The following is a 14464-nucleotide window of genomic DNA, read 5'->3' as shown; positions in this document are numbered from 1 at the left end:
ATTTAAAACCTTCTATTGTCAAAAATAAATGGCCTAGAAAACATAGCACTGAGGTTTACCTCAGTTACAAGACTTCCATATACTATAATATTGTAGTGTAATTAGGATTCGGGAAGGAATGTAATTGTGAAACTTTTATTTTCTAATTATGAGATTTTTAGTCTCGAAGTTTATGCTTCTCGTTTTAGTAACTTATTTTGTTACTGCCTGCAATCCAGATGATAGCTTATCATCTGAACAACCCGCAAAAGAAATAGTCACTTATGACTGCTGCGGGGAACAAGGTCAGCTTCCATCTGAACCAGATGATGAAGATGAGGATGACTAGTTGCAGTATCCTGATAACGACAATCCTGCTTTTATTAGCAGGATTGTTTTTATATCATAGTTCCATTTTATTGTTATATATTTTAAGTGTGCTTAACAAAAAAATCATAATAGTGCTCTCAATATTATTTATAAGCTATGCTTGTAGAGAGTCTGAGCATTATAATGATTCGAATTCATTTCCTTTCGCAAAGGATTCAATTACCACACTGCTAAAACGTTACAAAAACAAAAAGGATACCTCACGTCTTAGCTATTTGAAACAGGCACAGCAATTAGCTAAAACCTCACATTCAGATTCGCTTTGGTTTGTCATAACCCATAAACTCTCGAACTACCATTATAGCAAGCAAAATTATCATGATTTTAAAGATGAAAGTCAGTATTTATATAATAAAGCCAAAGCTTTAAAGGATAGCAACTACATTGGTTTAGGGCATTATAAATTAGGAAGTTATTATTTAAAAAGCTTTGTCTATGATAGTGCATATTATCATTTTAATGAAGCCCAATTAATTTATAAAAAAACAGAGGATAGTCTAGATATAGCTGCTAATCTGCTTAATATGGCTATCATTCAAACACAAATCAGTGATTATTATGGTAGTGAGAAAACCGCAATGGAAGCATTACATTTTTTAACACCTAAGACTAAAAAAGGGAAACGTTATCTTTTATCTCTATATAATAACTTAGGAATTATCTCTAATGAACTAGGGCAATATAGTGATGCGTCGTATTGGTATGATAAAGCACTCATTTTAAGCACAAATGACAAACAAGCACGTACTCTTGAGAATAATATAGGAATTGTCTATCGTAATCAGGGTGATTATCAGAAGGCAACTCAGCAATTTCAAAAAGTCATTGCTCCTGAAACATTAAAAACGGCTCCCTTAATCTATGCTATGGCATTAGATAATTTAGGTTACACTCAATTTCTAAATAAAAAACTACAGGCTGCTGATAAATTATATGGCGCATATGCGCTAAGAACAAAAGGCAAAAGTATTAGAGGTCAAGTGGTCAGTGAATTGCACATCGCAGACTATTATTTAAAAAGAGGTATTAAGGACAGCGCTAATCTATATTTAACAAAAGCTTATAGAAATGCCAAAACCATAAACGATGTAAAAAATACACTCAAGGCTCTTGATCTTTTATATCAGCTTTCTAATAATTCTCATTTTCTTAAAAAACGTATCAAAATAAAAGACAGTCTCATTTTAGCAGAACGAACTCTAAAGCATGAACTGGTTAAAATCAAATACCGAACGAATCTACAGAAAACACAAAATGCTAAATTAACTCTAGAGAATCAAAGTCATAAAAATCAAAAACTATTATTTGCAGCCACTAGTCTTCTACTACTTGTAACTTTTGGATTAACCTTTCTTTATTTTAAACAACGGCAAAAAACAGAAAAACAACTCAGTATTATAGAAAAACTTAAAGCACGTGCAGATGAACAAGATCAATTAGCACTTTACTTACACGATGATATAGCCAGTGACATCGTTGTTGGATTACAAAAAGCAGAAAAACTACAATCAGAGGCATTTGATAATAAATGGAACATAGTCCTTACTTTATTCAAAGACGCTTATGGCAAAATGCGAACACGCTCTCAAGAACTTAGTTTGCAGCATTTTTCTGTTATTCCTTTTTCAAAAAAACTCAAAGCCCTATTTATTAAAATGGGTTTAGCAATGGAGACTGAGCTTAATTATGCAGGATTAGATGATATTTTATGGCAAGACATTCCTGCCCACATCCAAGTAAATATTTATAGTATTATTCGCGAGGCCATAATTAACATTCAAAAACATGCCGAGGCTTCAGAAGTACTTTTGGTATTCAGGCAAAATGCAAACAGCCTTATTATCAAAATACAAGATAACGGGATTGGTTTTACAGATCATACAAACAATAAAGGGATTGGACTGCTTAATATAAAAAAACGGATTATTGATATGAATGGAACTCTAGAAATTGATCATTCTGATTCCAAAGGAACACTCCTAATAGTAAAATTACCAAAGCTATGGAAGTAAAAAGAAAAATCAACACATTAATAGTAGAAGACCATGACCTTGCTAGCCATAGTATTGTTGAAACGCTAACAGCATATCATAACTATGAGTTTGTTATTAAACAAGCTAGTGAAACTGATAAGGCGGCAAAGCTAATTCGCAGTCATCATTTTGATTTAATATTACTGGATTTGATTCTAAAGAAAACCAATACCAATGCTGAATTTTTCTCTGGAGATGATTTATTACGCTACATTAGAAAAATAGAATTACCAACTAAGGTTATTGTTTTATCTAAAGTTGATAGCATTGAAATGCTGGATTATGTTATCAATGTTTTAGGAGCTGATGGCTATATTTTAAAAAGTGACATCAGTCTTAACGAACTATTACCAGCAATAGACATTGTAATTAATAATGGTAGTTATATTAGCGCTTCTATAGCTAAGCAATTTCAATATTATGAAACAACACTTGATTTAGACTATAGAGATAAGGTGATTTTAAACGGCCTTAGTAATGGAGGGAATCACCATGATATTGTATTACAATTAGAAACTAAAGGCATACAAATCACTAAATCTGCTGTTGAAAAACGCATCCGCAAATTAAAAGAACGTTTTGAGGCTAAAACCACCGCTCAATTAATGGTCAAAGCAATCAAAATGGGCATTATTTCTTGACAAGCTCAATATAAAAAAGACCACAAAAGGCTTCATTTTTTGTGGTTTGATTTCAATATATGAAACCTTAGATTTCATAAACCACTCATTTTCAGTGATTTTGTTTTGGTCAAATATTGGCTAATACATAAGAGAATTTTAAAAAATTAACTCTTATGAAAACAAAACACAAAGAATTACAACCTGTAAATTTCTATCATCCAAAGGCTGATGCCTTGTTTGATAAAGAGCTTCCAATACTAAGCAAAGCCGTAGAATCCTTTGCCGTAGATATGGCGAATCAAGGCCGTCCCAACAAACAAGATTCGCCGATGCTGTTCGTTCCAAAGATTAAAGGACTATTCGAAGCCTTTTTAGAACAAGTACTTAAAATCATCGGGGCGCTTGCTGTAATTAATGATAATGGCTCGCATATCAAACAGACCTACGCTAAGGAAGAAGAGCAATTGGTAAAGCACAAAGCTGAACTGATTGAAGATAAGCGTGTACTAGTTAAAGAGATTAAACATTTGCCACAGAATTTAACCCATCGTATTACCAAATGGCGAAAATGGCAGCTAATTCTTCTGGGATTATGTGGTGCTGAAACGCTTATTAATTGGAAAATCCTACTGATTCTAACGCCCAATGCCATTTCCGCATTAGGCGCATCTGTAGGTATAGCCGTGAGTCTATTTCTCATTTCACATTCTATGAAAGACATTGTCTTTTATTTCGATAGTAAAATGAAACAATGGCTAGCTGGACTCTCTGTCACCGCACTGGTGGTTTTCTTGCTTTATGGCTTTGCTACACTTCGAAAAGTGTTCCTATCCGATTTTGATGATGGCACATCTCAGGACATCTCTCCTTGGATATTTGTAGCGGTAAATTTTGTCATGTGGTTAGCAGGCACACTGATTGCACTTATCTACAAGCCACTTCGTAAAACGGTTAATGATTTTAAACGCTACAAAATCGTCAAAGACCAAATTCGAAAAGCAGAACAACAGCTCTCTGAAATCAATGACCGTTTAGATGCAATTCCTATGGAATGCAGCCAAAAACTCATCGATTTAAAAAACTTACGCTATATGGGGGAGCATTATGCCAACCTTATTAGTTCCCATTATCGCTCTTCGGTCGCTCAGTTCAAGGCTGAAAATCTTTTAAGACGAAAGGATGGCATCAGCCCAGATTCCTTTTTAGAAAAGCCAGAGCCTCTTAGTAATTATTTCAAAACCAATCAAAACACCTCTAAACACTAATATTATGAAACGATATATTCTATTTTTTACGCTTATAGTATCTATTTGCTTACTAGCATGCGAAGACTACTCGCCAAAAGACCATAACCTTTCTGTCATTATTGACAGAAGCGAAGCCCATAGTTACGCGCCAATTTCTGATGATATTACAACCTATCTAGGAGATACTAACGCTACTGATGCGATAAGCATATCGCTGAGTTACATCTCAGATACCCGATATGCTTCAAAATATAGTTTTAACCTTGATAAGGCTGAGACTGGGTGGCTCTCTAATGAAGATAAACGTCGTAAATCAAGACGCCTATTTTTTAAACAGTTTGGGGATTCTCTGCGTTATTACAACACTCAGCAAAAACCTTTGCTACGCTCGGCTATTTTTAGCGTGGTACTGGGAGCGATTGAAGAAGCTTCTAAAAAGAATAGCCCTTACGATATTCTATTATTTTCAGATTTAAAAGAGCATAGTGCGCTATTTTCTGTATATGATGTTCGCTTTAAACGTAAGTTATTACAGGATATTGATGCCACAACAGAAGCACTACGTTCTCATATTCAGTTACCTAAAAACCTCTCAGGGGTTACACTTCACATTATCTACAAACCCAGTATCGAAGAATCTCCTGTCTTTACAGCTATGGTAACACTCTATAAAGCGATGATTGAATCCAGAGGAGGAAAAGTCATTGTAGGACGTCATATTAAAATTGGACGTAATGGATGATTCACTACTAGTAAGGTTTCTAAGAGGCGTTTTTCAACTCCTCTGGAAACTCTTTTTAAATGCCTTGTATATCATAGGAAGATTACTTGAGAGCATTCTATCAGCGCTCAATAATGTATTACAAAACTATATCTAAATCCATAATGGACAGCACATGATGTGCTTTTAACTTATAAAATCTTAAAAAATGAAAAATACATACTCACTGTTTGAAAATGCTTTTGAACTATTAGTTGATGGCTTAGAAGATTTAGTCGCCTATTTAGACCCTAATAAACATCGGCTTAAAGGTCAGTATATGCGAGCTAGCAAAATTCTATCTCGCAGGAATAAGGGCTTTAACTTAAACGGTAAATCTATTTCGCCCAAACTCTCCATGCAAGGTGTACTTGTTAATGGAGAAACAGGATCATTCAAGACCGCTGGTGTTGTTCTTAGAAGTGTACTCACAGTAAATGGTAGTCAAATATTGCATGACCCCTCTAAAGAACTATTTGAAAAAACCAGTGGCGCATTAGCAGAAAAAGATTATCGCATTTTGCAGCTAGATTTTTCTTCACCTAAAACGTCGCTTCGATTTAATCCGATGCTTAGAGCTAATACCAAGAGTCAAATCACACAACTAGCAACCAATTTAGTGACCATTGGCTCTGAAGATAATGCGGATTCTTTTTGGAATACTAAAGCTATTGAAGTGTTGTATGTACTTATTTCGATTTTAAAGACTCAAGATAAGCAGTTTCATACCCTTACAAATGTTGCACATTTATTGGATATTATGCAATCTGTTAAACATAAAATTTTGATAGACCATTTGTTTTCAAAGTACGCTGATGAAGAGTTATTTGTAAAATACACCTCTATTACTTCACAATCCGATAACACATTTTCCAGTATTGTATCGACTGCTCAGGCTTCGATACAAATTTTTGCATTGGATGAGAATATTGCTGAGATTACTTCTTCAGATACTATCGGCGATTTTGATAGTATTAGAAATGAACTTACTGCTTTGTATTTACATAGCAGTACCGCAAAAATGAGATACTATTCTAAAATCACAAGTATTTTCCTATCACAATATTTCGAATCTTTTTTTGAAGAATTACCGACAAAACAAATGTACGATGTGTATTTTCATTTAGATGAAACACCAATTTTATCTATTGGCTCTTTGGATATTATAGCATCTAACATTCGTAAGTATCGAGGAGCCATTATGTGTGTTTGCCAAAATGCACAGGCACAGCTTACTGCAAAATATGGTAAACGAGCCGATGCCATTATTTCAAACTTACGAACCAAAGTATATCTCTCGGCAGATTTAAATACCGCTACGGCACTCGAATGCACTTTGGGACGTTATGAATTTGAAGACAAAAAGGACAAAGACAGATTGAAATCTCGTGCTGTTTTAACAGCCGATGAGATTATGTCACTTCCTACAAATAGAGCTTTAATATTAGTATCAGGAATGCGTACCATTTTTGCTCGTGTTAAGCCTTATTTTAAAGTTAGAGCTTTACGAGAGCTCTCAGAATTACCTCCGTATGAAGCTAACCATATAGGTTCTACAGCTATTAAATTATTACCACTAGAAGAATTATTTCCAAACGTGATAGCCGATGAGACCAATTAATTTTACATCCATACATGATTATTTAGATATGCTTTTTGATGGAATAACGCCTTCTGAGGACACCATTATAAATGCAAAAAAGGAGTATTGGCGCGCCTATAACACAGATTTGAAGCGGAGAAAACGAAAAGCTTTTCCAATATTTCAAATCTCATTTTCCAAACAGAATGTAACCGTACTTAAATCTAAACTTGAAAAAGGACAGAGTATTTCAAAGTACATACATGGTTTGGTTGTTGCGCATTTATATAATCACACCGATTTAGTGCCAAGAGTTAATACAGCCCTAATTGAACAGCAACTGTTTTTAATCAGTGAATATTTACGTGAACTTTTGGATTACGAGCATATTGATACTGATAAAATTGAGCAGTTAGAAAGTCATATAGGGACATTAGAAACCGTAATCCAGGAGTCCTTATGATAATCAAGTCCAAAAGCTATAAGCATAACAAAAGCTTTAAAACAGTAGTTGATTATGTCTTACGTGAAGCTGAACAGGACGATAGTTTTGTGCTGACTCGTTTTATCAAAGGAAAGAATCTATCCAATAATGAGATTTCCAAACAGTTTTATGCTAATGAGCAGCACCGAATAAATCCAAGAAAAAACAATGTAAAACTCTATATGGAAATCCTGTCTTTCCATTCGGATGATGCCAAAGACCTAACCAATGATAAGCTCAAAAAAATAGCACGAGAATATTTAAAACTACGCTCGCCTTTATCAGTAGCACTAGTTACTGCTCATAAAAAAGAAAAAGACCATGTCCATCTTCATATACTGCTTTCTGGAGTGGAATATAAAACAGGGAAGTCGATTCGTATTTCTCGTGATGATTTTAAAAACAAGGTTAAGCTTCCTATGGAACAGTTTCAAGAAAAACATTTTCCAGAACTCTCGAAATCTGCCATTAATCACAATCCTTCAAAAAAAAAATTTTAACTAAAGATGCTGAATTGCAAATGCATCTTCGTGGTGCAGTATCTAATAAACAAGAGCTTATTTCTACATTAGAAAAAGTGTATTCCAAAGCAACTTCTGAAGCTGATTTTTATAAACGATTAAAGTCGGAGAGAATCGAACTCTACACTCGAAATAATAAAATCGTTGGTGTAAAACTAAAGCGTAAATTTCGTTTTAAAACACTTGGCTACGATCAAAATATATTACGCGAACTAGATAAAAATATCACTCAAAACAAGCGATTAAATATGCTTAAAAGCATACGAGAGCATCAACAGCAGAATAAAGACAAGTCTAAAGGACGTGAAAGAACAAGGTGAAAGATTTATTAAAACATTATTGTTTTGACTTCCTTTTTTTCTAAATTAGTTTTTCATCACAACTACAAATATTAGAATAATAAATCAATGGGGTTATTTAATATGATATTTAACAAAAAACCAATACAAACGTATTCTGATTTTTGGCAATGGTTTCAATTAAATGAAAAGAAATTTTATAAATCTTTAAAACACGAAGGAGATATTAATAAAGTATTCTTTGATAAATTGGCACCTAAACTCAATGAATTGAAAGATGGCTATTGGTTTTTGGCTGGCATGTTTGATGATGATACTGCTGAACTTATAATAACAGCAGATGGAATGATTAAAAATATTGTGTTTGTTGAAGAATTAGTTGATGCAGCTCCCGAAATGAAGAATTGGAAAATTACTGCACTTAAACAACCTACACTGGATAATAGTTATAGTATTGAATTAGATGGTTATAGCTTTGATGAAACCACTATGATGTTTTATCCCAATGAAATTACTAATTGTCCCGATGAAATTGATATTACGATTGCGCATAAGGATTTAGATGATGAAAATAGAACTTCTATTATTAGTGGTGTTTATTTAGCATTAGAAAATTCATTAGGAGAATTAAATTTTGCCACATCAATTGATAGCCTTAATGTTATTAGTTATGAAGAAGCTCAAAGTGAGCTTATTCATATTGAAAAATTGAAATCATATCTTACATGGCGTGAAAAAGAATTTATAGAAAAGTATAAGGGCTTAATACATAATACTGAAGATGATAATTATTCTGGAATGAAATTCAAATTAAAAAACGGAAGAGAAATAATAGCTTCAGTAAATTCAGATTTATTAAAATGGGATAAAAAAGGGTCTCATCCATGGATAGTTGTTTTGAGGTTTAAATATAATGGAGAAGAAAATGAAGGAATGCCTAATACAGAAATATATAAGTTTCTAGATCATATAGAAGATGAAATTATGCTTCAACTAAAAGATTCAGAAGGTTACCTGAATATTGGAAGACAAACAGGAGATAACCTAAGAGAACTTTTTATTGCTTGTTCTGAATTTAGAAAGCCTTCAAAGGAACTGTATAAAATTCAAAATAAGTACTCTAATAAAATCGATTTTAATTTTGAGATTTTTAAGGATAAGTATTGGCAAACTTTTGATAAATTCTCTGCTAATTAACTATTTCTATTAATAGTTTCGATATGAATAAAATTGAAAAAATAACGAATCAATCTGGTAGAACTTATATTGAAGACAATACTCTAATACTTGAATATATTGATGGCGACTATAAAAAAATACCAATTTCTTCAATCAAGATAGTTGCTGAATATACTACAGAAAATGGACCTGTGTTGGATGATTGGTTTATGGTTTTTTATCATGGAAAAAATGAATATTCTGAAATCTCCATGTATGCTGAAAATATTAAAGAAATGATTAGCATTCTTTCTAGTAAATTGGATACAGAACTAGATAGTAATTTAGTGAGCTGTACTCATTTTGAATCTCATATCCTATGGCCTATAAAGTTAAAAGGGGAGAAATTATGGGTTATTAAAAATGCTAAGTCTAAAACTTTTTTTGAGAAATTTAAAAACCTGTTTGGATTAAAAAAGAAAGAACTTGTACTGACTAAAAAAGTACAAGTTCTTTTGGGATTCTAAGGTCTCCTTAGCAGGATGCATTATGAAAAAGAGCTTGTGATTGTCATAATGCAATCCTGCAAAATCCAAGTATGGATTTTTGAGATTTGTCGAAAAAGCCTAAAGCGACTTTCGTTAAATCGAATTAAAAATGTCCTCAAATGCTTAAATGGTAAAAGCAGATGAGGCCATTTTTTATAAAGGACATAAAAGATTTACTAAATTAGCTAACTAATATATAGGTATATAATCGATAGGTATAAGTAAAAAAATGACTGAATACAAAAAACCTTTTTCGGAAAGAAAACATTACCATGAACACTCTGAATGGATTAATGAACATTTGGACAAGTTTTTCGATAAAAATTTAATAACTGTTTTTCACGAAATCCCAACATTAGATTTACATCTTGATATTTATTTCATTAAACCAGAGAATGCACAATTCAATATTCTTCTGACCTCTGGAATGAGTACTCTAAAAATGAATGTGTCGGAACAAGCGGAAAACCCACCTGAATTAGAATTTGCCGAATTAATGATGCTAATTCCAAAAGACATTGAATTTGAACAAGTTTACTCTGGCGTAAACAAAAATGACTGGATTATTTCAATCTTAAAACAAACAACTAAATTCCCCCACTTTTACAATACTTGGATTGGAATTGGACATACAATTCAAGCGGAAGAGGATATGACACCATACAGTAATGAAACTAAATTTGTTGGGGCTTTAGTTCTTCCGTCTGTTACATTTGACAAAGATTTTACGGAAATCAAAAAAGATGGTCGAAAAATAAATATTTACAATGTCTTTCCACTTTATAAAAATGAGCTGGAATACAAAATAGAAAATGGATATAACAAGCTTTTAGATTTATTAATTAAAGCAAATGGAAAAGAGGTTTTGAATTTGGAAAGAAAAAATCTAATTCCAAAGAAATCATTTTGGAATAAAATAATTAGAAATTAAAATATAAAAAACTGTACCTAAGATATAGGAAACACTTTTAAAAATAATATTGATAGGGGTTTTCCTTACGAATCGGATTGAATATTTACCTATTACTATTGATGGACAAGACTAAAATTTTAAAAATTTGGACGAAAGAGCATTTAAAACTTTAATTGAATATTTAGAAAGAATACCTAGCATACAAAGGCCAATTTCATACGGAGACAGTGACGGAATTTGGTGGCTAAAATTTTCGTTAGATATCGAAAATAAACTTGCTTGGAATGTAGTTCAAGAATTAGGGTTTGTAATAAACTATATTTCAATCGATGAAAGATTGCCTACTGTATTCTATCCTGTTTCACCTCCTCCATACATGAATGGCGGACCCTACGATTTTTTATCTTGGGTAATAGAAACAAAAGATAGAGAATTCAAGCCTGGAACATTAATGAAATGGTTGGAAGGAAGACTACCAAACCCTGTTGATGATTTAGAGCAATGGAATGAAGAATAATGCCCTACAATAGTCTATCCTTTTTGCTATCTTAATCTCTAAACAACGAAATCATATATTATCTTCAAATTAAGCAATGAGTGAACATTACGAACATGATAAACAAATAACTGCCAATATCCTTAAAGATATTGAAGAACACAAGGTGCATATCGCTTTTGTAGAGAGTGACGGATATTCCCCAAGGTTTGGGTATTCAATTGGGCTATATAAAGAATTCAAACATCCTGAATTGATAATAATAGGACTTGACTCTGAATCAACAGGAGCAATAATAAATAATGTAAAAGACGAAATTGAAAGAGGAAATAGATTCATAGAAGGAGTTGATTATCTTGATTTCCTAGTCGAACTTCCTGTTCAGTTTGTTGAAATAAAGAAAGAACATTATCCTGACTATTTAGGCTATGCAGGATGGTACAATGACAATTCAATAAATTTTCCAACACTTCAAATAGTCTGGCCTGATAGAGAAGGTAAATTTCCTTGGGAACTTGGATTCAATGAAAATTTCAAATTTAAACAGCCACTACTAGATAGAAATACAAAGTTTAAATTTCTTGAAGAAAGGAATCTAGGTGTATATACAACTTCTGAAGTTCTGGAAGGGAAACCAATAAAGTATGTCTATCATAATGAAGATGGAGATTGGCAATTTCATTCAGAACAGAATCCAGATTTGACCAAAGCTAAACTTGTCTGCTTAGAAGAAGTCGTCAAGAAAGACTTAACTCTCAATGAGATTTACTATCTGAATTATGGAGAATCGGCAGAACGGATAGACGTTGGAGAAAAATGGAAAATATTTGAAAAATAAAAAAGATGTTTCAAGACCATATAACAGTCAAAAACCGACATAAAACATTCTTAAGAACTGTATGCGAAACTGAAATAGTTTACGCTTTAAAAAACAAAAAAGGATATGCTACATCAAGTTCTGTACATTATGATGATGAAGATGGAGAACCAATTAAAATAATATGCTTTTGGGCTGAAAAGGTTAGAGCAAAATCTTGTATTAAAAAAGGTTGGAAAAAATATCAAATAGCAGAAATACCATTATCTGAATTTATTGAAAACTGGTGTATTGGAATAGAAAATGACGGGTTATTAATCGGTACTCAATTTGATCAAAATATGTTTGGATACGAAGCTGAACCTCTAGAATTAATTCTTGAATTGTTAACTAAACTAAAATCACTTGGAAAGACCATGGAATTTAGAAAGTATAATGGAATTGAGGACTTGGAAATTCAAGTAAAAGATGTGATTGAGTGAAAGGAAATTAGAGAAATGGAATTTTTAAAATTAGTAAAATGACAAAGTACTATAAAAGAAAATGGAATGAAACAAGAGGAGATGAACATGATTCTTGGGGAACTTCTATTTGGTACCTAGAAGTTGGAAAAGACAAATATCCATCTCGTCAAATTGAATTGTATGAAAATGGTAACCGATTAAAATATCATTCGCAGAAAATTTTTGACGACTATGGAGCTCTTGGCGACCAAACTATAGATATAGACGAGTTTGGGGAGTTTGAAATTGGTAAAGATGAATTTGAACTAGAATGGAGCAAGTCAAATCCTAAAAAAGAGCACCAAGAGATACTAGATTTAATTTCTGACTATTTAGCAAATCATTATGATCAGAGATTCGGGCAAGCTCTTTTCAATTTAGGAGTTAATGAATTCGTAAATAGATTGCAACCTGAAAAAGAAAATTATAAAATTAGAGATATACATAATGATCAAGATAATGTTATAATTGAACGGATTAAATCGCAGCTAAAGTGGTTTGAAGAACAGAAAAAAAGAAGATAACTCGATATGGAAGATATGTCAAAATAATTTAAATATAATATTCTAATGAATTTAAAATATAGCTTAAACCAAGATGATTATTTACAACATCAACTATATGATGCATCTATATCTAAGAGTGCAAAAAAGGAAAGATTAAAAAGCTGGTTACTTGTCGTTTTTGGTTTTGTTTTAATGACTTTTTATGTTTATTCAAATGGTAAAAAGTTCACATTCTATATTTCTTGTACTATTACTCTTCTCTCATTAATATTTTATCCTTTTTATTTGAAAAAGCATTATAAGAAACATTACTTAAAGTTTGTCATTGATAACTATAAAAATAGATTTGGAATAGAATCTAATCTTGCTTTTAAAGAATCGTTTTTAGAAACTATTAATACAACTGGTGAATCAAAAATTAATTACTCATCTTTAGAAAAAATCATAGAGATTTCAAGTCACTTTTTCTTAAAAATTAAAACTGGCGGTGCACTAATTATTCCAAAATCAGGAGTTGATAATATCGAAAAAACCAGAATGGAATTAAAATCACTCTCAAAAAAAATAAAAATCGATTATTCTTCACATTTAGATTGGAAATGGAAATAACCTCAAAAATATAGAGGCAGTTTCTTCTGAATTTCTTGACGTACTTTAAGAAAAATTGTCTCAAATGATCTGAGCACTTCTGAGACAATTTGTTCAAAGGTACTTACATTACTTCTTAATCTTCCAACCAGTATCATAAAGTATAAATTCTAATTCGTATTCTCCAGTAGAACTTTTACAATTACCATAAGACCTATTCTGTACTTTCTTAAAAGGAGTATAAACTACATCATAGGAAAATCGAACGACTGCTGTTTTCTCTTCTTGGTTAATAGAAATACCTACAATATCTTTAACGATTAGCTCGGTTAACTTATACTGCTTACTTTTTTTGCTTTTATACTTTAGGCCTTCTTCTGTAGGTTGCCATGAAAGAATATATCCCGTAGATTTGCCATGAATAAAAGTTTCTCTTTTAGAAATGGTTACAAGTTTCTTTGATTCTAATTCATAAAAAGCATCCACATAATTCTTATTGGATTTCCAATCATTCATTTTATTAAAAACGAAGCTGTAACAATCGCCTTTATAATCTTGTTTCAAAATTGCTAGTGCTTCAGACTCGGATAAGGTCGTTTTGGAAGTGCAGGAAAAGATGATGCCTACTACTATTAGAAGAAGAGTTTTTTTCATTATGTATGTTTTAGTTAATAATATATGAAGACAAACATAAGAAATTTTGTTTTAAAAACACCTTATTAGATACTACTTATAAGTAGTTGTTAAAAAGTAGGAACTCTTGTCTATTTGTGATATGGCAACACATGATAAATACTCCGATAAGAAACTCAAAGCTTTAGGGCAGCGTTTAAAAGAACTTCGCATTGCTAAAGGATACAAAAACTACGAGCAGTTTGCTTATGATAATAGGATTCCAAGAGCACAGTATGGACGTTATGAAAATGGGCAAGATTTACGTTTCAGTAGTTTGTGTAAGGTATTAAAAGCCTTAGATATTTCTTTTGAAGAATTCTTTAGAGGTTTTAATTAAGAAAA

18 protein-coding genes are annotated in these 14464 nt (G+C 32.0%); 17 read left to right on the top strand and 1 reads right to left on the bottom strand.

Annotated features, from left to right (window positions below):
- Positions 1 to 440 precede the first annotated feature (440 nt).
- The 16 genes from Q0997_RS03135 (at position 441) to Q0997_RS03060 (ending at position 13468) form a co-directional block, all read left to right on the top strand.
- A complete protein-coding gene (locus Q0997_RS03135) occupies positions 441 to 2381 on the top strand; it encodes a tetratricopeptide repeat-containing sensor histidine kinase (RefSeq protein ID WP_299884367.1) in 1941 nt (646 codons plus the stop codon).
- Positions 2372 to 3043, top strand: coding sequence for a response regulator (locus tag Q0997_RS03130; RefSeq protein ID WP_299884365.1), 672 nt, complete (start codon positions 2372 to 2374; stop codon positions 3041 to 3043). Before Q0997_RS03135 ends, Q0997_RS03130 begins: the two co-directional genes overlap by 10 nt.
- A 155-nt stretch (positions 3044 to 3198) precedes the next feature.
- A complete protein-coding gene (locus Q0997_RS03125) occupies positions 3199 to 4290 on the top strand; it encodes a hypothetical protein (protein ID WP_299884364.1) in 1092 nt (363 codons plus the stop codon).
- 4 nt (positions 4291 to 4294) lie between these two features.
- On the top strand, positions 4295 to 5014 hold the full coding sequence (locus Q0997_RS03120; protein ID WP_299884362.1) for a hypothetical protein: 720 nt from the start codon (positions 4295 to 4297) through the stop codon (positions 5012 to 5014).
- Positions 5015 to 5201: 187 nt separating this feature from the next.
- A complete protein-coding gene (locus Q0997_RS03115; protein WP_299884360.1) occupies positions 5202 to 6653 on the top strand; it encodes a type IV secretory system conjugative DNA transfer family protein in 1452 nt (483 codons plus the stop codon).
- Positions 6640 to 7077, top strand: a complete 438-nt coding sequence (locus Q0997_RS03110; RefSeq protein WP_299884358.1) for a hypothetical protein — start codon at positions 6640 to 6642, stop codon at positions 7075 to 7077. Before Q0997_RS03115 ends, Q0997_RS03110 begins: the two co-directional genes overlap by 14 nt.
- Complete coding sequence (locus Q0997_RS03105) at positions 7074 to 7598, top strand: relaxase/mobilization nuclease domain-containing protein (RefSeq protein ID WP_299884357.1); 525 nt, start codon at positions 7074 to 7076, stop codon at positions 7596 to 7598. Before Q0997_RS03110 ends, Q0997_RS03105 begins: the two co-directional genes overlap by 4 nt.
- A 14-nt stretch (positions 7599 to 7612) precedes the next feature.
- Positions 7613 to 7939, top strand: a complete 327-nt coding sequence (locus tag Q0997_RS03100; RefSeq protein ID WP_299884355.1) for a hypothetical protein — start codon at positions 7613 to 7615, stop codon at positions 7937 to 7939.
- Positions 7940 to 8026: 87 nt separating this feature from the next.
- The gene (locus Q0997_RS03095) at positions 8027 to 9115 is read left to right on the top strand and encodes a DUF695 domain-containing protein (RefSeq protein ID WP_299884353.1); all 1089 of its coding nucleotides are present in this window, start codon (positions 8027 to 8029) and stop codon (positions 9113 to 9115) included.
- 23 nt (positions 9116 to 9138) lie between these two features.
- Positions 9139 to 9603, top strand: a complete 465-nt coding sequence (locus Q0997_RS03090; protein ID WP_299884351.1) for a hypothetical protein — start codon at positions 9139 to 9141, stop codon at positions 9601 to 9603.
- Between the two features lie 250 nt (positions 9604 to 9853).
- On the top strand, positions 9854 to 10555 hold the full coding sequence (locus Q0997_RS03085; protein ID WP_299884349.1) for a suppressor of fused domain protein: 702 nt from the start codon (positions 9854 to 9856) through the stop codon (positions 10553 to 10555).
- A gap of 127 nt (positions 10556 to 10682) precedes the next feature.
- Positions 10683 to 11054, top strand: a complete 372-nt coding sequence (locus Q0997_RS03080; RefSeq protein ID WP_299884347.1) for a hypothetical protein — start codon at positions 10683 to 10685, stop codon at positions 11052 to 11054.
- A gap of 76 nt (positions 11055 to 11130) precedes the next feature.
- Positions 11131 to 11871: a DUF4262 domain-containing protein gene (locus Q0997_RS03075; protein WP_299884345.1), complete on the top strand. Its 741-nt coding sequence runs from the start codon at positions 11131 to 11133 to the stop codon at positions 11869 to 11871.
- A 5-nt stretch (positions 11872 to 11876) separates the two neighbouring features.
- Entirely contained in the window at positions 11877 to 12332 is a 456-nt protein-coding gene (locus tag Q0997_RS03070) for a DUF2750 domain-containing protein (protein WP_299884343.1), read from the top strand.
- 38 nt (positions 12333 to 12370) lie between these two features.
- Positions 12371 to 12877 (top strand): hypothetical protein, encoded by a 507-nt coding sequence (locus tag Q0997_RS03065; RefSeq protein WP_299884341.1) that lies wholly within the window; start codon positions 12371 to 12373, stop codon positions 12875 to 12877.
- Positions 12878 to 12922: 45 nt separating this feature from the next.
- Positions 12923 to 13468 carry a YcxB family protein gene (locus Q0997_RS03060; protein WP_299884339.1) on the top strand — a complete coding sequence of 182 codons (546 nt, stop codon included), beginning with the start codon at positions 12923 to 12925 and terminating at the stop codon, positions 13466 to 13468.
- A 108-nt stretch (positions 13469 to 13576) separates the two neighbouring features.
- Here the strand turns inward: Q0997_RS03060 and Q0997_RS03055 are convergent, their stop codons facing one another.
- Complete coding sequence (locus tag Q0997_RS03055) at positions 13577 to 14101, bottom strand: hypothetical protein (RefSeq protein ID WP_299884337.1); 525 nt, start codon at positions 14099 to 14101, stop codon at positions 13577 to 13579.
- A 121-nt stretch (positions 14102 to 14222) separates the two neighbouring features.
- On the opposite strand from Q0997_RS03055, the gene Q0997_RS03050 reads away from it, so the two are divergent.
- Complete coding sequence (locus tag Q0997_RS03050) at positions 14223 to 14459, top strand: helix-turn-helix transcriptional regulator (RefSeq protein WP_299884335.1); 237 nt, start codon at positions 14223 to 14225, stop codon at positions 14457 to 14459.
- Positions 14460 to 14464: the final 5 nt, after the last annotated feature.

The organism is uncultured Lacinutrix sp. (assembly GCF_947500325.1).
In the GTDB taxonomy this organism is placed as follows: Bacteria; Bacteroidota; Bacteroidia; order Flavobacteriales; family Flavobacteriaceae; genus Lacinutrix.
Note: the sequence above shows the minus strand (reverse complement) of the source record. Positions and strands in the feature narration are given on the sequence as shown.